Consider the following 17,685-nt stretch of genomic DNA (forward strand, 5'->3'; position numbering starts at 1 on the left):
CACGACTCATGGCCTCTGCTCAGGTTACCGCCGCCGATCGCCTCGGCTTCACACTCTTCATGGCGCTGGCCGTGCACGGCCTGGTGCTGTTCGGTGTCGGCTTCGCACCAGAGCGGCCCCGCGCCGCGCCGCGGACACTGGATGTGACACTGGCGACTCACAGTAGCGACCAGACGCCGGACGAGGCGGACTTTATTGCCCAGGCCAACCAGGAGGGGGCCGGCGACGAAGAAGAAAAACAGGAGCTGACCACCACCGAGCAGGCGCCGTTCACCGACGCCCGGCCGCGCCCGGTGCAGTTGGAGCCGGACAGTGCGCCGCCTCCCCGTCCGGTGTCGCGCCAGAAAGTGATCGTGACGCATTCCTTTTCGCCACGCGCGGAACCACCTCGGCAAGAGCAGAAACAGGAGCCCAGCGAACCACAACGCCGTGATGACAGCCTGGATCAGCTCAGCCGTGAGATCGCCAGCCTGCAGGCGCGCCTGGATCAACAGAAGCAGGCCTATGCCAAACGGCCACGGGTGCGCCGGCTCACTTCGGTTTCCACCAAGGCCCATTACGAAGCGCTTTATATCGACGCCTTTCGCCGCAAAGTCGAAGTCACCGGGACCCGCCATTTCCCGGCCCGGGCGCTGACCAGCAATACCTTCGGCGGGGTGCGGCTGATGGTGGCGCTGGGCAAGAGCGGTGACATCCGCGACATTCGGGTGTTGCAGTCCTCCGGGCATGCCTTCCTGGATGAGGCGGCGGTGCAGAGTGTGCGCCTGTCGGCGCCGTTTGAGCCCTTTTCCACGGAGATGCGCGAACATATGGACGTGCTGGAGATCATCCGTACCTGGCAGTTCGATGCCAACCGGCAGGTCTCCTCACGCTGATCCGGCACCCCTCTACTCTTGCCCTGGTCCCGCGCTCCCCGGATACTGGGCCCATGACGCATAACAGCCTGAAACACCAGTTCCTGATCGCCATGCCGCAACTGGACGATCCCAACTTCGACCGCACCGTGACCTATGTGGTTGAGCACAATCCGGAAGGGGCCATGGGGCTGACCCTGAACCGTCCGGCCGGCTTGAGCCTGCACGATATCCTGGCGGATATGGAGATCGAGGTGGAGGTGCCGCCTTCCAGCCGCCATCAGGTGGTGGCCGGCGGCCCGATCCAGCAGGAAGCCGGGTTCGTGTTGCACCGGGATGTGGAGCGCCACTGGCAGTCCACCCTGATGTTGGCGGATGGGCTGTGCATGACCACCTCACGGGACATTCTCGAGGCCATCGCCGTGGGTGAGGGGCCGGAATCCACTCTGGTGTGCCTGGGGTATGCCGGTTGGAGCGAGGGCCAGCTGGAGCAGGAATTGGCGGATAATGTCTGGCTGAGCACCCCCAGCGCCCCGGAGCTGGTGTTCGAGATCCCGTTTGAACAGCGCTGGCATGCCGCGGCTGCCCGCATGGGCGTGGATATGAGCCTGATCGCCACTCAGGTGGGACACGGTTGATTCTGCTCGCCTTTGATTACGGAACCCGCAAAATCGGTGTCGCCAGCGGCAATGCCCTGATCGGTACCGCCTCGCCGTTACCGCCCCTGTCCTGCAAGAACGAACAGCCCGACTGGCAACAGATGGCCGCGTTGCTGGATGAGTGGCGCCCGCAACTGGTGGTGGTGGGGCTGCCTTTGAACATGGATGGCAGCGAAAGCCATTCCAGCGAGCGCGCGCGCAAGTTCGCCCGGCGCATCCAGGGGCGGTTCGGACTGAAGGTGTATATGGTGGATGAACGGCTTTCCACCCGGGAAGCGCGGGAGCGCACCGCCACCAGAGGGCCGGATCCGAAGGTGGATTCCATGGCCGCGGTAGTGATCGCGGAGGGGTATCTGAATGGCGCCGAGCCAGTGACGCCTTGAGCCCCGGCTCGGCGGCGTCACGACCGGCTGGCCGTGACGCTGTCGGCGTTTAGCCGGCCGGAGTCCACAGTTGCTGCAGGGATCCAAGCACGCCGTCGGCCACGCCCTGGCCGCCCAGGAACTTAAGCATGGTCGGTGCGAACTGGCTCACCATGTCCGGGCTCAGCCCCATGGCGCTGAACGCGGTTTGCACGCCTTGCAGGCTTTTCACGTTGCCCAGCACGCTACCGAGCAGGCCGCTGCTTTCCTGGCTGTTGCCGAGCATTTGATCCAGGCCGGATACCTTGTCGGTAACGCCGCTGAACTGGCTGGCATCCAGTTTGGTCTGGGCCAGGGCGAGCAGCGCGGCGGAACCGCCGGCGGCCTGGGCCTGGCTGACGCCGAGGTCGCTGGACAGGGTGTCGACCATGTTCTTGGCGTCACCAGCCACTTGCCACTGGCCGGTAACCTGGTCCAGGTTGGCCTGGCCCTGCTCCGAGGCGGCATTGATGGCGCCATTGGCTTTGTCGGTTTGCTCGCTGACCGCCTTGTTGGCGTCGTCCACGGCCTTGGTGGCCTTGTCGGCCATACCTTTCAGGTCAAAGGCGTGAGCGTTGGCGCCCAGGGTTCCTGCCAGAACCGCCCCCACAGCAATCCGAATCATTTGGTTCATAACCGTTCCTTAGTAATCGAAGTGACATGAAACAAGCTGCGCAGTGTACTCCGAAAGCCATGGTGGGTCCCGTGATGTAAACCTGTTTTTCAATTCAGCCGGCAACGGCTAGACTGCTGCGAAGTGACGGCCAGCACAACAGGCCGAGGAGATGACCTTGCATTGGAATCCGGAACAGATTGACTCCTTGCTGCGGGACATGGCGTCCTCGCTGGAGAGCATGGGAAGCATGGGCGGAGCGGACGATGCCGGCACCACCGCCCTGGTGGGTATCGAGTCCGGTGGTGCCTGGGTGGCGCGAGCCTTGAACGAGCGCCTGAGCACACCGTTGCCGTTGGGGTTCCTGGACGCCAATTTCTACCGCGATGATTTCGAGAAGCGCGGTCTGAAGAAAAGCATCAAACCGTCTAAATTGCCGTTCGACGTGGAAGGGGCGCATCTGATCCTGGTGGACGATGTGCTGATGACCGGCCGCACCATTCGTGCCGCCATGAATGAGTTGTTTGATTTTGGCCGTCCGGCCTCGATACGGCTGATGGTGTTATTCGATATTGGTCGGCGCGAGTTACCTATTCGCGCCGATATTTGCGGCGAGGTGTTGTCCCTGCCCGCCGATCAACGGGTGGAACTGAGCGGACCGGATCAATTGGAAGCATCGGTGCAGGCCGTCCGGAACGGACACTGATGTCGTAAACTTTGGCATTATGCCCAGCTCCATAGCATTCTGCCCCGGTCAATAGTTAGAATGTGGCGGATCCGCGCATCCCGGCCGCGGAGCATGCCATAGGTTCTGTCCGTGCCCACAGACCCTGGAAATAAGGTTTCAGGAATGACGCTTGCGCCGCCCTCCTCCCGCGTGCAGCTCACCGATGATGGAAAGCTGCGCCATTTTCTCTCCTTGGAACACCTTTCCCGCCCGCTTTTGGAAGACATCCTCGATACCGCCGCCGGTTTCGTCGACGTCGGCGGACGGGCGATCAAAAAAGTGCCGCTGCTGCGTGGCAAAACCGTGGTCAATCTGTTTTTTGAATCCAGCACCCGGACCCGCAGCACTTTCGAACTGGCCGCCAAGCGCTTGAGCGCGGACGTGCTCACACTGGATATCGCCAAGTCCGCCACCAGCAAGGGCGAGACGCTGCTGGATACCCTTCGCAATCTGGAGGCGATGGCGGCGGATATGTTCGTGGTACGCCATCAGGATTCCGGCGCGCCGTTTTTCATCGCCGAGCAGGTGACGCCGAAAGTGGCGGTCATCAATGCCGGTGACGGGCGTCACGCGCACCCCACTCAAGCGATGCTGGATATGTACACCATCCGCCACTACAAGGGCGGCTTCGAGGGCCTGAAGGTGGCCATCGTCGGGGACATTCTGCATTCACGGGTGGCCCGCTCCCAGATCCACGCGCTCAATATCCTGGGCGCCGAGGAAGTGCGGGTGATCGCGCCGCGCACCCTGCTGCCGGCGGATGCCGACGCGCTTGGTGCCACCGTATTCACCGACATGGTCCAGGGCATCGAGGATGTGGACGTGGTGATCATGCTGCGCTTGCAGAAAGAGCGTATGGATTCCGCACTGCTGCCCAGCGAAGGCGAGTTCTTCCGCCTTTACGGCCTGACCAATGAGAAGCTCAGTCACGCCAAACCGGACGCCATCGTCATGCATCCGGGGCCGATCAACCGGGGTGTGGAAATCGCTTCGGAAGTGGCCGACGGACCCCGCTCGGTGATTCTCAACCAGGTTACCTTCGGCATCGCCGTGCGCATGGCGGTGATGTCCATGGCCATCAGCGGCCAGGAGAGTCTGGATGCGGCTCAGGCAGCCCGGGAGGAGAGCGGCCATGGACACTAAAGCCAACCTGCTGATCCGCAAGGGACGGGTGATCGACCCGGCCTCCGGCCGTGACGACGTCGCCGACCTGCTGGTGGAGGAAGGCCGCCTGGTGCGGGTGGGCGCCAGCCTGGACGCGCCGGGGGCGGAAATCATGGAAGCCGAAGGGCTGTGGGTGATTCCCGGCCTGGTGGACAGTTGCGTGCATCTGTCGCTGCCCGGTGAGGGCCCCTGGACCGGTGACGTGGCCTCGGAATGCCGCGCCGCCGCGGGCGGGGGGGTCACCCATATGGCGGTGCAGCCGGACTGCGGCCCGGTGGACAGTACCGCGGTGGTGCGCCTGATCCGGGAACAGGCCGGGCAGGCCAACTTTGCCCGGGCCCTGCCGGTGGCGGCGTTGACTCAGGGGCTGGCGGGTGAACATCTGGCGGAAATGCAGACCCTGGCCCAGGCCGGCTGTATCGCGGTGGGCCAGGCCGGCGCGTCCGTGGCAAGTTCCCTCACCCTCAAGCGCTGTCTGGAATACGCCGCGACCTTTGATTTGCTGGTGCTGTTCCGGCCCGAGGACGCTTCCCTGACCGCCGGAGGCTGCGCCCACGACGGCGCCGTGGCGGCCCGTCTCGGCTTGCCTGGCATTCCCGCGGTGGCGGAATCGGTGGCCCTGTCCCGGGACCTGTTGCTGGTGGAGGCCACCGGGGTGCGGGCTCATTTCCAGCAGATTTCCAGCCGCCATTCTCTGGCCTTGATTCGGGAAGCAAAACGCCGTGGACTGCCCGTTACAGCGGATGTGAGTATTCACCATCTTCTTCTCGACGAGTCCGCCCTCGAGGGCTTCGACAGCCGCTGCCACGTGCTGCCGCCGCTGCGTACGGTGGAGGACCGGCAGGCGTTACTGGACGCGGTGGCCGACGGCACGCTGGATGCCATTTGTTCCAAACATCAACCACTGGGCTCGTTCAGCAAGGCCGCGCCGTTCCCGTCCACCCGGCCGGGTATCTCCGGGCTCGACACCCTGCTGCCGCTGGTACTGAAACTGGTTCAGGATGGTGCCTTGCCGCTGCACCGGGCACTGGACGCGGTGACCTCGGCGCCAGCCCGTTGCCTGGGGATTCCCGCGGGTCAGCTGGAAACCGGGCGGATGGCCAATCTGGCGGTGGTGGCGCCGGATGAGCAGCGTGTCATGAATGAGCGCTGGCTTTCCCGCGGCCGTAACTCGCCCTGGTTTGATGCCGTGTTGCCCGGCTCGGTGCGCCGCACCCTGTGTAATGGCGAGGTGAGCTGGCTGGCCGAATAGCCCGGCGAATCCCGGTCACGGCGCCTTCGGCGCCGGCCGGGTCTGGAAAACGTACGAGGCCAGAACCTCCTCGTTCATCAGCCCCGGCGCCGCCTGCAAGCGGCCGTTGGGATCCAGGAACAGGGTCGCCGGCGTACCGCGCAAGCCAAGCTGCATCATCAGGATGGTATTGGCCTGGAGGGCGTTTTCCACCTCGGCGGGGATGTCCCGCAACGGCTCGATGCCACCTTGGTTGAAATCACCCTGGGCTTTGTCCAGAGCCGCTTGCGGATCCTTGGCATCGAGCACCGCCGCGCCCTTGCCCAGACTGGTGGGCTTGATCAGAGCGACGATGATGTGACGCACCTGGACGTCGTTGTCCGCGTTCTGCAGAAATGGCCGCATCATTTGCCACTGGCTGGCGCAATACGGGCACTCCATGTCGGTAAACATGTACACCACCCGCTCCGGATCGTCCGCGCCTTCCGCCACCCAATGGCTTTGTTCCAACATCTCGAAGACCCTTTTTTGCACGGCGGCCTGATCCTCCTGATCGTCGGCGTGTGCCAGCGGGACGATGAACAGGGCGGCCATCAACAGCAATGGCAGGGACAGTGAACGAAGCATGGCGTTACTCCTTGATGTACGGAGCCAGCAGATGGCGCAGGCTGGCGTCGGAAAGCGGGCCCACATGGCTGCCAACCAGGCGGCCCCGGGCATCGATCAGCACCGTGGTGGGCAGCGCGCTGCTGCCCAGGGCGCGCAGCAGATCACTGTGCGGATCGGCCAGGACCCGTTGCAGGCGCAATGACTGGTCGGTGAGATAGCTGCGGATCCGGGCGCTGCTCTCGCCCTGGTTCACGTAAACGAAATCCACCTCGGGGTAGTGTTGTTGTCCCCGCTGTAATACCGGCATTTCCCGGCGGCATGGCGGGCACCAGGTGGCCCACAGGTTGACCACCGTCAATGGCGACGGGCCGTCGTCGAGCAGGCCCGCGGGGCGCCCTTGCAGGTCCTGCAGGGCCACATCGGGAGCCATGGGGCGCACGCCGCTGAATGCCATTACCGTGGCCAGCACTGGCACGGCCGCCACGGCGCCCACCGCCAGCGTCCGCAGCAGTTCGCCGCCGGCCTGACGATGACGCGGCCAGCCCAGCGCGGCGCCAACGACCGCGCCGGCCACCCCGCCCGGCCACCACCAGCCGCCGTCACGGATGTCGATCAGCGCCCAGCTCAGGCCGTATTGATCCCAATAGCGGCCAACAAAGGCCAGGCGCGCACCGACCAGGGCGCCGGTCAGCAGCCACCACAGCAAAGGCTCGGCGTCCGCCCGGCCGCTCCGGCGCCGCCACACGGTGGTCAGCCAGGCGCTCAGCAACAAAGCCAGCCAGGGCATCGCCATCCATGGCAGGGCCAGCGGGCCCAGCGTGAAGGTGGTCATTCGCGGCTCCTCCAAAAAACTCGGCTCAGTGTGCGGGGCGTGGATTAACACACCATTAGCCCGTCGCGGCCCGCCTCTCGTTAATGGCGGGCTAATACGGCGGTGCTATTCTGGAACATCCGGGGCTGGACCTCCCGGTGATCCGTTCGTTGGAGCCTGGAAGACAATGCACGTACTACTGGTGGAAGACGACGCCCTGCTGGGCGACGGCGTAAACGCCGGTCTTGAGGCCCACGGCTTCACCGTGGCCTGGGTCACCCGCGCGGCGGAAGCGGATCAGGCGCTGGTCAACGGCCACTTCGATGTGGTGGTGCTGGATCTGGGGCTGCCGGACGAGGACGGTTTGGTGCTGCTGCGGCGCTGGCGCCGCCGTCAGCGGGACGAGCCGGTACTGGTGCTCACCGCCCGGGACCGGGTGGCCCACAGGGTCGATGGCCTCGACGCCGGCGCCGATGATTACCTGGTCAAACCCTTCGATCTCAATGAGCTGGTGGCGCGCTTGCGGGCCTTGCTGCGTCGTGCTCAAGGCCGTGCCGTGCCGTGGATCGAATATGGCCGCCTGCGTTTCGATCCGGGCCAGCAGCGGGTTTGGCTGGATCAGCAGCCGGTCTCACTGGCCCGGCGGGAACGGGCGCTGCTCCAGGCGCTGCTGCAAAGTCGGGGGCGATTGCTGACCGTGGACGAGCTCACCGACCGTGTGTACGGCTGGACCGGTGGCGTGGAGAGCAACGCTCTGGCCGTGCACATTCACAACCTGCGGCGCAAGTTGGGGGAAAGTCTGATTGAAACGGTGCGTGGCGAAGGCTACCGGCTGGGGAGCCCGCCGTGATTCATGCACAAAGTCTGCGCGCGCGCCTGCTCTGGGCTTTGGGACTGGGGCTGTTGTTGTTATGGCTGCCGCTGGCGATCTGGCTGCATGGTGAAACCCGGGACCGGCTGTCGGACATGCTCGACCATCGTCTGGCGGCCTCGGCGCGGATGGTGGCTTCACTGATCACCGCCAGTGGCGCCACGCCGGACCAGGCCGTGGACAACCCGGATGACATGCCTTTCCAGGGCATCGCCTGCGAAGTCAGTGTACTGCGCGGCGAGATCCTGGCGCGCAGTGCCGGGGCGCCGCCGGGGGAGCTGGTGCTGCCGGAGGACGGTTTCGGCGAGCGCCAGTTGGATGGTGAGGCCTGGCGCATCTACACCATTACCGAGGGCGATTTGCGCGTGGCTTCCGCCGAGCGCGTCAGTGGCCGGACCCGCTTCCTCCATCGTATGGCGGTGATGCTGATGGTGACGCTGGTGACCGGTCTGCTGGCCAGTCTGGCGCTGGTCTGGTGGGCGGTGGGACGGGCGCTCAGACCGGTGTCCTCGCTGCGCAAGCAGTTGACGGCGCGGGATCTGGAGGATACCCGGCCGTTGACACTGGCGCCGGGAGCCGGTGAGTTGGCGCCGATGGTGGCGTCATTGAATCACTGGTTGGCGCAAAGCGGCCGCGCGCTGACCCGGGAGCGGGAACTGACCGATAACCTGGCTCATGAGCTGCGCACGCCGCTGGCGGCGATTCGCACCCAGCTCCAGGTGGCGCGGATCACTTCCGGAGAACAGGCGGAACGGGCGCTGGCGGCGGCGGAGCAGGCCAGCGTGAGGCTGGGAGGCAGCCTGGAGCAGTTATTGGCGCTGGCGCGCGAGGACCGCGTCCCCGGTGAAGCGCCGCCCTGTCCGCCCCTGGCCGAAGTGACGGCCAGCGTATTGGAGGAGTTTCCTGGCCAGAGTCTCCGATGGGAGCTGGCGCAGGGTGGTCAATTAGTGCCGCTGGCACCGGAAGGGCTGGTTCGGATCGCCGTGCGCAATGTGCTGGATAACGCGTTGCGCCACAGCCCCCGGCAGGGCGTGATTGGCATCGGGTTCGAAGAGAAGGAGGGGTTGTGCTGGCTGACGGTTGCCGACCAGGGGCCCGGTATTCCCGAGGCGCGGCAACGGCGTGTTCTGGATCGGGGCTGGCACGGCCATGACGGAGGCCATGGCCTGGGACTGGCCATCGTCGCCAGTATCATGGCCCGCACCGGGGGGCGGTTGCGGCTGGAAAACCGTCCGTCGGGCGGGCTGCTTGTCAGTCTGGGGTGGCCACCGGCGGATAACGATTGAACATTTCCCGAACCATGGTATCGATACGCTCCGCCCGTCGTTCCGTGGCCATCTCGAAATAGAGGGTGTCGCGGCTGGTGCCCTGCCAGACCACCTGCTTGTCGCCGCGGTCCACCAGGGCGATCTGCAGGCGGTATTCCTGGTTGGTTTGTCCTTCCACCGGAGTCGTGGTGGACAGGCCGTAGCGATCTCGCCAGAAACCGAAGCCGAACTGCACCGAACTGCCCTGGAAGCGGTCCACCGGAACGAAGCGGTAGCGCACCAGCAGATCGGCGCTGCTCTCATCAGCGGGTTGCAGCGGGCCGTTGGCCAGTGCCTCGCGCACCGCTTTTTGCACTCGCTGACCGTCCAGGCTCAGGGCTTCCTGATCTTCTTTCGGCGGATCGAAGGCATAACTGTGGTATTGGCTGAAATCAGTCTGCGCGCGCTGGTCGATGACCACCGGCGCGACACACCCCGTTAGCAGGAGGGCAAGGATCAGAGCAACGGTACTGCGCATGGGAAGGCCTCCAGAGCGAATCTAGCTTCAGTATAGACCGGGTATGATTAATGATCAGTGTTCGGGTTCCGGCAACTGGCTTTCAGGCTATCACCCAGGAATCGCGCGGCACGGCCGGCGTACTGGCCGTCGGCGTAGACCAGGTACAGGTCACCGTAGCGCTCGCCGCCTTCCTTGAGTGGCAGGGGCTGCAGGGTTCCCGCTTCGAGATCGCCGTCCACCTCGGTTTCCGGCGCCCAGGCGAACCCCAACCCGCGCAGCAGCGCTTCCCGCCGGCTGCCGCCATAGGAGAAGGTCCAGCGTTGTTCGGCGCCGAGCCAACCGGAATCCAGGCGGCGCTTGCCGGAATCCCGGATCACCAGCTGGCGGTGCGCACGCAAGTCTTCCAGACTCAGTTCGCCCTTCTGATGCAAGGGGTGGCCGGGAGCGGCCACGGCAATGAAGCGCACCCGCATCAGATGATCGCCCATGAACCCGGGCGGTACCCGGCCGGTAACCACCACGTCCGCTTCGTGCCGGAGCAGCGCCTCCTCGGATCCCGACAATACGGTTTCCTGGAACTCCACCCGGGTCAGCGGGCTTTCCTCCGCCAGAGTGACCAGAGCGCACAACGCCTGCTGACGGGGAAACAAGGCGTCCGCCGCGAGCCGCACCAGAGGTTCCCAGCCATGGCTGGACTGGATTGCCGAGTTTTCGATACGGCCCGCTTCTTCCAGCAACAGCTTGGCCTGCCGGTAGAGCATATCGCCGGTTTCCGTCAGCTTGGCGCGGCGGCCCTCCAAAGTGAAGGCGCGGATACCCAGCTCGGTTTCGATCTTCTGCACGGCATAGCTGATCGCGGATTGGCTTTTGCCCAACGCCTCGGCGGCGGCGGCGTACCCGCCTTCGTCCACCACGGCGATCAGGGCTTGCCATTGGTCCAGGGAAATTTTGGTCGACATATCAGATATTTCGAAGATATTGCTCGAATAGTTGCTGTTTTATATCGGATCAGACGAAAAGACAATGATGTCATTCGATTATTACGGAGCAGCAGCCATGACCCGCATTCTTTACCTGCAGAGCAGCATCTTTGGTGACCAGGGCCAGTCCAGCCAGATGGCCACGGCTTTCATCGAGGCTTATCAGGCCCGCCATCCCGGCACCGAAGTGGTGGTCCGCGATCTGGTCAATGACGGCGTGCCTCACCTGGACCTGGCCCGTGCCGGCGCGCTGCGCGGCTTTGCCGACAGCCTGGACGATGAGCAGAAAGCGGTGCTGGCCCTGTCCGATGCCTTGGTGGAAGAGTTGCGGGCGGCGGATTTGGTGGTGGTCGGACTGCCCATGTACAACTTCGGCGTGCCCACCCAGTTCAAGGCCTGGTTCGATCATATCGCCCGGGCCGGAGTGACCTTCCGCTACACCGCCGACGGTCCGGAAGGGCTGGTGGCTGACCGCCCGGTGCGGGTGTTCGCCTCGCACGGCGGTTTCCATGTGGGCCAGCCCCATGAAACCAGCACAACCTTTATCAAAGCGATTTTCGGCTTCATCGGTATTGAGGATGTGCGCTTCATTTACGCCGAGGGTTTGAACATCAGTGAGGATGTGAAAGAGGAAGCCCTGGAAAAGGCGCGAGTGGAAACAGAAGCGGCGCTGGCGGCCCTGTAACTTCCGCGATCGGCTGACGCGGCAAACGGCAAAGTAAGGAGAGCACCATGGGATTATTGGTGGACGGCAAATGGCAGGATAAGTGGTACGACACCGACAGTACCGGCGGCCGCTTCAAGCGGTCGGAAAGCCAATTCCGCAACTGGGTAACCGCCGATGGCGAGGCCGGGCCCAGTGGCGAGGGCGGCTTCAAGGCGGAAAGCGGGCGCTACCATCTGTACGTTTCCTATGCCTGCCCCTGGGCCCACCGCGCCTTGGTAATGCGGGCCTGGAAAGGGCTGGAAGAACACATCGGTGTTTCCGTGGTGCACCCGTTGATGTTGGAAAATGGCTGGGAGCTGGGTACGGATTTCGACGGCGCCACGGGCGACCCGCTGTACGGTCTGAGCAAGCTGTACGAGCTGTATTTGAAGGCCGATCCGCACTACACCGGCCGGGTGACGGTGCCGGTGCTGTGGGACAAACAGCGTGAAACCATCGTCAGCAATGAGTCGGCGGAAATCATCCGCATGCTCAACCAGGCCTTTGACGGTCTGGGCGCGCGGGCCGGTGACTATTACCCGGAGGCGTTGCGCGCGGAGATCGATGCCATCAACGACACTGTCTATAACCGCGTTAATAACGGCGTCTACAAAGCCGGTTTCGCCACCAGTCAGGCGGCCTATGACGAGGCGGTGGTGTCACTGTTCGACACCCTGGATGAGCTGGAGCAACGGTTGAGCCGGCAACGGTATCTGGTGGGCAACACACTCACCGAAGCGGATTTGCGGCTGTGGACCACGCTGGTGCGTTTCGATGCGGTTTACGTTACCCATTTCAAATGCGACCGGCGCCGCATCAGTGACTACCCGAACCTCAACGGTCTGCTGCGTGAACTGTATCAGCTACCCGGTGTGGCGGAGACCGTGTATATGGATCACATCCGTCATCATTATTTCCGCAGTCACCCGACGGTGAACCCCCATGGGATCATCCCGATCGGGCCGGAACTGGATTTTACCGCGCCGCATCAGCGTGAACGGCTGGGAGTGCGGGAGATACATGGCGCCTGATCCTGGGCGTCATGAACAGGCTCTTCACAGCCCCGAGGGGCGAGGAGGAAACATGAAAGACAGACAAGTGCTGCATACCATCCGGGCCATGGAAACCTCTGACGGCGCCGGCGTGCGGCTCAAGCGCGCCCTGGGTCAAAACCCGGCGGTGCGTCTGGATCCGTTCCTGATGCTGGATGCGTTCTCCTCTGATAACCCGGACGACTACATTGCCGGTTTTCCGCCCCACCCTCATCGGGGATTCGAGACCGTCACCTACCTGGTGGAAGGTCACATGCGCCACCGCGATCACCTGGGTAACGAGGGTGATCTGCAACAGGGCGGTGTGCAGTGGATGACCGCCGGCCGAGGCATCATCCACGAGGAAATGCCCCAGCAGGAAGACGGTTTGCTGCGCGGGTTCCAGCTGTGGATCAACCTGCCGGCGGCGGAAAAAATGAAACCCGCCGGCTACCGCGATATCCAGGATCGCGAAATACCGCGGCTGGACCTGCCGACTGGCGGGCAGATCAAGGCGATTGCCGGGAAAGTGGACCTTGCCGGTGAGTCTCTCACCGCGCCGGTGCACGGTGGCAGTACCGACCCGCTTTACCTGGATGTGATCTTGCGTCCCGGCGAGAGCGTCACGGTACCGCTGACGCCGGGTTACAACGCTTTCCTGTATCTGTTCGAAGGCGCGGTGACGGTGGCGGAAGAGACGGTGGCGGTGGACCATGTGGCGGTACTCACTGACGGTGACCGGGTCACCCTGGCCGCCGGACGGGACGGTGCCCGGTTGCTGCTGTTGGCGGGCCGCCCGCTGGGTGAGCCGGTGGCCCAGTACGGCCCCTTTGTGATGAACACGCAGGAGGAGCTGGAGCAGGCCCTGCAGGATTATCGCAACGGGACCCTCACTGAACCGGCCTGAGGCCAATGCTCCAAGCCCCGCTTCGGCGATAGGCCGCCATGGACGGCGGCCATAAAAAATCGTCGGGAACGATTTTTAACGTCGCTTCAGTGACGGCCCGCAGGGTGGCCGCCATGGACGGCGGCCATAAAAAATCGTCGGGAACGATTTTTAACGTCGCTTCAGTGACGGCCCGCAGGGTGGCCGCCATGGACGGCGGCCATAAAAAAAGGCGGTCTTCGAGACCGCCGAGGCAGGAAAAATCAGTCCGAGTCCTCGATGCTCAGGCCACGGGTGGCGTGGTCCAGGCTGGAGGCGTCGGTTTCGTTGGCGAGCTTGATCATCAGGCGCAGATCGTTGGGGGAGTCGGCGTGGGCAATCGCGTCCTCGTAAGTGATTTCGCCGGCATCATAAAGATCATAGAGGGCCTGATCGAAAGTCTGCATGCCCTGCTCCCGGGATTTGCCCATCAGCGCCTTGAGCAAATGCACTTCGCCTTTACGGATATGGTCCGCCACCAGTGGCGTGTTCAGCAGCACTTCGATGGCGGCGCGGCGGCCCTTGCCGTCCGGCGTCGGGATCAGTTGCTGGGCGACAATGCCGCGCAGGTTCAGGGAGAGGTCCATCCATAACTGCCGGTGACGGTCGGCGGGGAAAAAGTGAATGATCCGGTCCAGCGCCTGGTTGGCGTTGTTGGCATGCAGGGTGGCCAGACACAGATGGCCGGTTTCGGCGAAGGCAATGGCGTAATCCATCACTTCGCGGCTGCGGATCTCACCGATCAGAATCACATCCGGTGCCTGTCGCAGCGTGTTCTTGAGGGCGATCTCGAAACTGTCCGTATCCAGGCCTACTTCCCGTTGCGTGACAATGCAGCCCTGATGCTGGTGGATGAATTCGATCGGATCCTCAATGGAGATGATATGGCCTTTGGAGTTGCGATTACGGTGGCCGATCATTGACGCCAGGGAGGTGGATTTCCCGGTGCCGGTGGCGCCGACGAAGATCACCAGGCCGCGCTTGGTCATCGCCAGGTCCTTGATGATCGGCGGCAGCCGCAGTTCGTCGGCGTCGGGTATCTTGGTCTCGATGCGCCGCAACACCATGCCCACCAGATTGCGCTGGTAAAAAGCGGACACACGGAAGCGGCCAATGCCCCGCGAGGATAGCGCGAAATTGCATTCGTGCTGGTCGACGAACTCCTTGCGCTGCTTTTCCGACATCACACCGAACACCAGATCCCGGGTCATGTCCGGGGTCAGGGCGTTACGGGTAACCGGCACCACCTTGCCGTGGACTTTCATACTTGGTGGAACACCGGCGGTGATGAACAAGTCCGAGCCGCCTTTTTGCACCATCAGTTTGAGCAGATCTTCGAATTCCATGGGCGCTCACCGCTGCGTTCAGATTGAGTCCGGGTTCTTGGCTTTTTCCCGGGCCACTTCGCGGGATACCAGTCCGCGCTGCACCAGCCCTTGCAGGCATTGATCCAGAGTCTGCATGCCCACCGAGGCGCCGGTCTGGATCGCCGAATACATCTGCGCCACCTTGTCCTCGCGAATCAGGTTTCGAATCGCCGGGGTGCCGATCATGATCTCGTGGGCCGCCACCCGGCCGCCGCCGTTTTTCTTCATCAGCGTTTGCGACACCACCGCTTGCAGGGATTCGGAAAGCATGGAGCGGACCATGGCCTTCTCCTCGGCGGGGAACACGTCCACCACCCGGTCGATGGTCTTGGCGGCGCTGGTGGTGTGCAGGGTGCCGAACACCAGGTGACCGGTTTCGGCGGCGGTCAGTGCCAGCCGGATGGTCTCCAGATCCCGCATCTCCCCCACCAGGATGATGTCCGGGTCCTCCCGCAGTGCCGAGCGCAGGGCTTCGGCGAAACCATGGGTGTCCCGGTGCACTTCCCTCTGGTTGACCAGACATTTCTTCGATTCATGGACGAATTCAATCGGGTCCTCGATGGTGAGGATGTGTTCGTAGCGGGTGTTATTGATGTAGTCCATCATCGCCGCCAGCGTGGTGGATTTACCGGAACCGGTGGGGCCGGTGACCAACACGATGCCGCGCGGCAGCGAGGCGATGTTCTGGAACACCTTGCCCATGCCCAGTTCCTCCATGCTCAGCACCTTGGAGGGAATGGTCCGGAAGACGGCGCCGGCGCCCCGGTTCTGATTGAAGGCGTTGACCCGGAAACGGGCCACGCTGGGCACATCGAAGGAGAAGTCGGTTTCCAGGAACTCCTCGTAGTCCTTGCGCTGCTTGTCGTTCATGATCTCGTAGATCAGCGAGTGCACTTCCTTGTGCTCCATGGGCGGCAGATTGATGCGGCGCACGTCGCCGTCCACGCGAATCATCGGCGGCAGGCCGGCGGACAGGTGCAGATCCGAAGCGCCGTTCTTGGCGCTGAAGGCGAGCAATTCGGTGATATCCATGGGTTGCTTATATAGTGTTGTGTGATTCGTTCCGGCCGACCCCCGAAAACCCAATGACCGGAACACTCAGTAAAAAGTATCAGCCATAAACTAACCCCTGGATGCCCACCGTTCAATCATGAAGCACAGTGAAACACCATATACCTCGATTCGCGCACGAATTGACGACGCTTGTCGCCGATCCGGGAGGGATCCCGCGCAGGTGACTCTGCTGGCGGTCAGCAAGACGCGATCGGCCAGGGACGTGGCCGCGCTGGCGGATCAGGGCCAGTACGACTTTGGCGAGAATTATCTGCAGGAAGCGCTGGACAAGATCCGGGCACTGGCGGATCGGGACCTGACCTGGCATTTCATCGGCCCGATCCAGTCCAACAAGACCCGTGATATCGCCGCCCATTTCCACTGGGTGCACTCCGTGGACCGGGCCAGGATCGCCGAGCGCCTGAACGCTCAGCGTCCCGAAGGGCTGGCACCACTGAATGTTTGCATTCAGGTGAATGTGGATGCGGAAGACAGCAAAAGCGGTGTGGCGCTGGCGGACGTCCCTGCCCTCGCCGCCCGCTTCCAGCAATGGCCGCGCCTGCGTTTGCGCGGTCTGATGGCGATTCCCCGGGCGGACGCCGCCGATGGCGGCCGGGACGCCTTTCGTCGACTCGCCATGACACTGTCACAATTGCGCAATACAATGCCGGCCCTTGATACGCTTTCCATGGGCATGAGCGCGGACTATCCGGTGGCGATCGATGAAGGCGCCACCATCGTGCGCCTGGGCACCGCCCTGTTCGGTCCGCGCCCGCCCAAGGCGAGTAATCCCGCGGTATGACCACGGCGGGACCTGAACATGGGAAGGAACGCATGGCACAACAGCTAATCGGATTCATCGGCGCCGGCAACATGGCCACCAGCCTGGCCGGAGGCATGATCGCCAAGGGCATTCGCCCCGCCCGTATTTGGATGAGCGACCCCTCCCGGGATCGCCTCGACGAAGTGTCCCAGCAGCACCGCGTCCACGTGGCCACGGATAACCTGGAAGTGGCCCAGCGGGTGGATGCCCTGGTGCTGTCGGTGAAGCCGCAGATGATGGCGTCGGTATGCGCTGATTTGCGTTCCGTGGTGGCGGAGCGGCGGCCATTGGTGATTTCCATCGCCGCGGGTGTCACCGTGGCCAACCTGCGTGCCTGGCTCGGCGAGGACGTGCCCATCGTGCGCTGCATGCCGAATACACCGGCGCTGGTGCAGGCCGGCGCCACCGGCCTGTACGCCGCCGAGGGCGTGGATGACAGCCAGAAAGCCCTGGCCGCCCAGGTATTGGGGGCGGTGGGTCTGACGTTCTGGTTCGATAATGAGCAGTCGCTGGATGCGGTGACCGCCGTTTCCGGCTCTGGTCCGGCCTATTTCTTCCTGCTCATGGAGGCGCTGATCGACGCCGCCAAGGCCCAGGGCCTGGACGCCGCCACCGCCCGTCAGTTGGTGCTGCAGACCGCCTGGGGTGCCTCGCAACTGGCGATCACCAGCGAGGCGGGCCCGGATGTGCTGCGCCAGCGTGTCACCAGCCCCGGCGGCACCACCGCCGCCGCCCTGGAAGTCTTCGAGGAAGCCGGCTTCCGCGAACACGTCCAGGCCGCCGTCGCCGCCGCCCGCGAACGCTCCGAAGAGCTGGCTGGGTAAACCGAGACCGAAGCATGCTTCGCAGCTCGGTTTACGACTGGCCAGGGATGGCCAGGCCGGGCTTTCCAATCGGCACGGCGTCACGCCACGGATGGCGGGCACGGCCTGTGTAGGATCCTCCGCCGAAGCATGCTTCGCAGCGTGATTTACGACTGGCCATGGATGGCCAGGCCGGGCTTTCCGACCAGCACGGCGCCACGCCATGGATGGCGGGCACGGCCTGTGTAGGCTCCTCCGCCGAAGCATGCTTCGCAGCGTGATTTACGACT

21 protein-coding genes are annotated in these 17,685 nt (G+C 63.8%); 13 read left to right on the forward strand and 8 right to left on the reverse strand.

What is annotated here, in order from left to right; genetic code table 11:
• The first annotated feature begins 8 nt into the window (after window positions 1-8).
• The 3 genes from RYH70_RS00360 to ruvX are packed head-to-tail and all read left to right on the forward strand — an operon-like array spanning window position 9 to window position 1,896.
• Complete coding sequence (locus tag RYH70_RS00360) at window positions 9-875, forward strand: energy transducer TonB (RefSeq protein ID WP_022997463.1); 867 nt, start codon at window positions 9-11, stop codon at window positions 873-875.
• Window positions 876-928: 53 nt separating this feature from the next.
• Complete coding sequence (locus tag RYH70_RS00365) at window positions 929-1,492, forward strand: YqgE/AlgH family protein (protein ID WP_022997464.1); 564 nt, start codon at window positions 929-931, stop codon at window positions 1,490-1,492.
• Complete coding sequence (gene ruvX, locus RYH70_RS00370; protein ID WP_026948831.1) at window positions 1,492-1,896, forward strand: Holliday junction resolvase RuvX; 405 nt, start codon at window positions 1,492-1,494, stop codon at window positions 1,894-1,896. The genes RYH70_RS00365 and ruvX overlap by 1 nt, the downstream gene beginning before the upstream one ends.
• Window positions 1,897-1,945: 49 nt before the next feature.
• On the opposite strand, the gene RYH70_RS00375 is transcribed toward ruvX, so the two are convergent.
• Window positions 1,946-2,548, reverse strand: coding sequence for a DUF2780 domain-containing protein (locus tag RYH70_RS00375; protein ID WP_022997466.1), 603 nt, complete (start codon window positions 2,546-2,548; stop codon window positions 1,946-1,948).
• A gap of 157 nt (window positions 2,549-2,705) precedes the next feature.
• On the opposite strand from RYH70_RS00375, the gene pyrR reads away from it, so the two are divergent.
• From pyrR to RYH70_RS00390, 3 genes are all read left to right on the forward strand, one after another.
• Window positions 2,706-3,233 carry a bifunctional pyr operon transcriptional regulator/uracil phosphoribosyltransferase PyrR gene (gene pyrR, locus RYH70_RS00380; RefSeq protein ID WP_022997467.1) on the forward strand — a complete coding sequence of 176 codons (528 nt, stop codon included), beginning with the start codon at window positions 2,706-2,708 and terminating at the stop codon, window positions 3,231-3,233.
• 144 nt (window positions 3,234-3,377) lie between these two features.
• Window positions 3,378-4,397 (forward strand): aspartate carbamoyltransferase catalytic subunit, encoded by a 1,020-nt coding sequence (locus tag RYH70_RS00385; RefSeq protein WP_022997468.1) that lies wholly within the window; start codon window positions 3,378-3,380, stop codon window positions 4,395-4,397.
• Window positions 4,387-5,670 carry a dihydroorotase gene (locus RYH70_RS00390; protein ID WP_022997469.1) on the forward strand — a complete coding sequence of 428 codons (1,284 nt, stop codon included), beginning with the start codon at window positions 4,387-4,389 and terminating at the stop codon, window positions 5,668-5,670. Before RYH70_RS00385 ends, RYH70_RS00390 begins: the two co-directional genes overlap by 11 nt.
• A 15-nt stretch (window positions 5,671-5,685) precedes the next feature.
• On the opposite strand, the gene dsbG is transcribed toward RYH70_RS00390, so the two are convergent.
• Both dsbG and RYH70_RS00400 read right to left on the reverse strand, forming a co-directional pair.
• Window positions 5,686-6,276, reverse strand: coding sequence for a thiol:disulfide interchange protein DsbG (gene dsbG, locus RYH70_RS00395; RefSeq protein ID WP_167374798.1), 591 nt, complete (start codon window positions 6,274-6,276; stop codon window positions 5,686-5,688).
• 4 nt (window positions 6,277-6,280) lie between these two features.
• Entirely contained in the window at window positions 6,281-7,090 is an 810-nt protein-coding gene (locus RYH70_RS00400) for a TlpA disulfide reductase family protein (RefSeq protein ID WP_055100248.1), read from the reverse strand.
• A 166-nt stretch (window positions 7,091-7,256) separates the two neighbouring features.
• On the opposite strand from RYH70_RS00400, the gene RYH70_RS00405 reads away from it, so the two are divergent.
• Both RYH70_RS00405 and RYH70_RS00410 read left to right on the forward strand, forming a co-directional pair.
• Window positions 7,257-7,919 (forward strand): response regulator, encoded by a 663-nt coding sequence (locus tag RYH70_RS00405; protein WP_026948835.1) that lies wholly within the window; start codon window positions 7,257-7,259, stop codon window positions 7,917-7,919.
• Window positions 7,916-9,226, forward strand: a complete 1,311-nt coding sequence (locus tag RYH70_RS00410; RefSeq protein ID WP_055100247.1) for a sensor histidine kinase — start codon at window positions 7,916-7,918, stop codon at window positions 9,224-9,226. Before RYH70_RS00405 ends, RYH70_RS00410 begins: the two co-directional genes overlap by 4 nt.
• Here the strand turns inward: RYH70_RS00410 and RYH70_RS00415 are convergent.
• Both RYH70_RS00415 and RYH70_RS00420 read right to left on the reverse strand, forming a co-directional pair.
• Entirely contained in the window at window positions 9,192-9,725 is a 534-nt protein-coding gene (locus RYH70_RS00415) for a DUF4136 domain-containing protein (protein ID WP_022997474.1), read from the reverse strand. The two genes, RYH70_RS00410 and RYH70_RS00415, sit on opposite strands and share 35 nt — an antisense overlap.
• A 47-nt stretch (window positions 9,726-9,772) precedes the next feature.
• Window positions 9,773-10,666: a LysR family transcriptional regulator gene (locus RYH70_RS00420; RefSeq protein ID WP_022997475.1), complete on the reverse strand. Its 894-nt coding sequence runs from the start codon at window positions 10,664-10,666 to the stop codon at window positions 9,773-9,775.
• Window positions 10,667-10,763: 97 nt separating this feature from the next.
• Between RYH70_RS00420 and RYH70_RS00425 the strand changes: the two genes are divergently transcribed.
• From RYH70_RS00425 to RYH70_RS00435, 3 genes are read left to right on the forward strand one after another with little or no spacing between them, the layout of a single operon-like run.
• Window positions 10,764-11,372, forward strand: a complete 609-nt coding sequence (locus RYH70_RS00425) for an FMN-dependent NADH-azoreductase (protein ID WP_022997476.1) — start codon at window positions 10,764-10,766, stop codon at window positions 11,370-11,372.
• A gap of 47 nt (window positions 11,373-11,419) precedes the next feature.
• Entirely contained in the window at window positions 11,420-12,424 is a 1,005-nt protein-coding gene (locus RYH70_RS00430; protein WP_063141399.1) for a glutathione S-transferase family protein, read from the forward strand.
• A gap of 52 nt (window positions 12,425-12,476) precedes the next feature.
• Window positions 12,477-13,331 (forward strand): pirin family protein, encoded by an 855-nt coding sequence (locus RYH70_RS00435; RefSeq protein WP_022997478.1) that lies wholly within the window; start codon window positions 12,477-12,479, stop codon window positions 13,329-13,331.
• Here the strand turns inward: RYH70_RS00435 and RYH70_RS00440 are convergent.
• From RYH70_RS00440 to RYH70_RS00450, 3 genes are read right to left on the reverse strand one after another with little or no spacing between them, the layout of a single operon-like run.
• A complete protein-coding gene (locus RYH70_RS00440; RefSeq protein ID WP_317009612.1) occupies window positions 13,315-13,521 on the reverse strand; it encodes a hypothetical protein in 207 nt (68 codons plus the stop codon). The two genes, RYH70_RS00435 and RYH70_RS00440, sit on opposite strands and share 17 nt — an antisense overlap.
• 52 nt (window positions 13,522-13,573) lie before the next feature.
• Complete coding sequence (locus tag RYH70_RS00445; RefSeq protein WP_022997479.1) at window positions 13,574-14,695, reverse strand: PilT/PilU family type 4a pilus ATPase; 1,122 nt, start codon at window positions 14,693-14,695, stop codon at window positions 13,574-13,576.
• 18 nt (window positions 14,696-14,713) lie between these two features.
• Entirely contained in the window at window positions 14,714-15,748 is a 1,035-nt protein-coding gene (locus RYH70_RS00450) for a type IV pilus twitching motility protein PilT (protein ID WP_022997480.1), read from the reverse strand.
• A 118-nt stretch (window positions 15,749-15,866) separates the two neighbouring features.
• On the opposite strand from RYH70_RS00450, the gene RYH70_RS00455 reads away from it, so the two are divergent.
• Together RYH70_RS00455 and proC are read left to right on the forward strand one after the other, a co-directional pair.
• On the forward strand, window positions 15,867-16,571 hold the full coding sequence (locus RYH70_RS00455) for a YggS family pyridoxal phosphate-dependent enzyme (RefSeq protein WP_063141403.1): 705 nt from the start codon (window positions 15,867-15,869) through the stop codon (window positions 16,569-16,571).
• Window positions 16,572-16,603: 32 nt separating this feature from the next.
• Window positions 16,604-17,416: a pyrroline-5-carboxylate reductase gene (gene proC, locus RYH70_RS00460; RefSeq protein WP_022997482.1), complete on the forward strand. Its 813-nt coding sequence runs from the start codon at window positions 16,604-16,606 to the stop codon at window positions 17,414-17,416.
• Window positions 17,417-17,685 lie beyond the last annotated feature (269 nt).

It is taken from the genome of Alloalcanivorax xenomutans, assembly GCF_032810065.1.
GTDB classification, from domain to species: Bacteria; Pseudomonadota; Gammaproteobacteria; order Pseudomonadales; family Alcanivoracaceae; genus Alloalcanivorax; species Alloalcanivorax xenomutans.

Excerpts from the sequence above, each read along its gene's own strand:
- RYH70_RS00455 (WP_063141403.1), top strand. The coding sequence starts at position 15,867 with ATGAAGCACAGTGAAACACCATATACCTCGATTCGCGCACGAATTGAC.
- RYH70_RS00420 (WP_022997475.1), bottom strand. The coding sequence starts at position 10,666 with ATGTCGACCAAAATTTCCCTGGACCAATGGCAAGCCCTGATCGCCGTG.
- RYH70_RS00405 (WP_026948835.1), top strand. The coding sequence starts at position 7,257 with ATGCACGTACTACTGGTGGAAGACGACGCCCTGCTGGGCGACGGCGTA.
- RYH70_RS00360 (WP_022997463.1), top strand. The coding sequence starts at position 9 with ATGGCCTCTGCTCAGGTTACCGCCGCCGATCGCCTCGGCTTCACACTC.
- RYH70_RS00425 (WP_022997476.1), top strand. The coding sequence starts at position 10,764 with ATGACCCGCATTCTTTACCTGCAGAGCAGCATCTTTGGTGACCAGGGC.
- RYH70_RS00390 (WP_022997469.1), top strand. The coding sequence starts at position 4,387 with ATGGACACTAAAGCCAACCTGCTGATCCGCAAGGGACGGGTGATCGAC.
- RYH70_RS00435 (WP_022997478.1), top strand. The coding sequence starts at position 12,477 with ATGAAAGACAGACAAGTGCTGCATACCATCCGGGCCATGGAAACCTCT.
- RYH70_RS00445 (WP_022997479.1), bottom strand. The coding sequence starts at position 14,695 with ATGGAATTCGAAGATCTGCTCAAACTGATGGTGCAAAAAGGCGGCTCG.
- RYH70_RS00415 (WP_022997474.1), bottom strand. The coding sequence starts at position 9,725 with ATGCGCAGTACCGTTGCTCTGATCCTTGCCCTCCTGCTAACGGGGTGT.
- dsbG (WP_167374798.1), bottom strand. The coding sequence starts at position 6,276 with ATGCTTCGTTCACTGTCCCTGCCATTGCTGTTGATGGCCGCCCTGTTC.
- RYH70_RS00450 (WP_022997480.1), bottom strand. The coding sequence starts at position 15,748 with ATGGATATCACCGAATTGCTCGCCTTCAGCGCCAAGAACGGCGCTTCG.
- proC (WP_022997482.1), top strand. The coding sequence starts at position 16,604 with ATGGCACAACAGCTAATCGGATTCATCGGCGCCGGCAACATGGCCACC.
- RYH70_RS00365 (WP_022997464.1), top strand. The coding sequence starts at position 929 with ATGACGCATAACAGCCTGAAACACCAGTTCCTGATCGCCATGCCGCAA.
- RYH70_RS00400 (WP_055100248.1), bottom strand. The coding sequence starts at position 7,090 with ATGACCACCTTCACGCTGGGCCCGCTGGCCCTGCCATGGATGGCGATG.
- RYH70_RS00385 (WP_022997468.1), top strand. The coding sequence starts at position 3,378 with ATGACGCTTGCGCCGCCCTCCTCCCGCGTGCAGCTCACCGATGATGGA.
- RYH70_RS00430 (WP_063141399.1), top strand. The coding sequence starts at position 11,420 with ATGGGATTATTGGTGGACGGCAAATGGCAGGATAAGTGGTACGACACC.
- RYH70_RS00375 (WP_022997466.1), bottom strand. The coding sequence starts at position 2,548 with ATGAACCAAATGATTCGGATTGCTGTGGGGGCGGTTCTGGCAGGAACC.
- RYH70_RS00440 (WP_317009612.1), bottom strand. The coding sequence starts at position 13,521 with ATGGCGGCCACCCTGCGGGCCGTCACTGAAGCGACGTTAAAAATCGTT.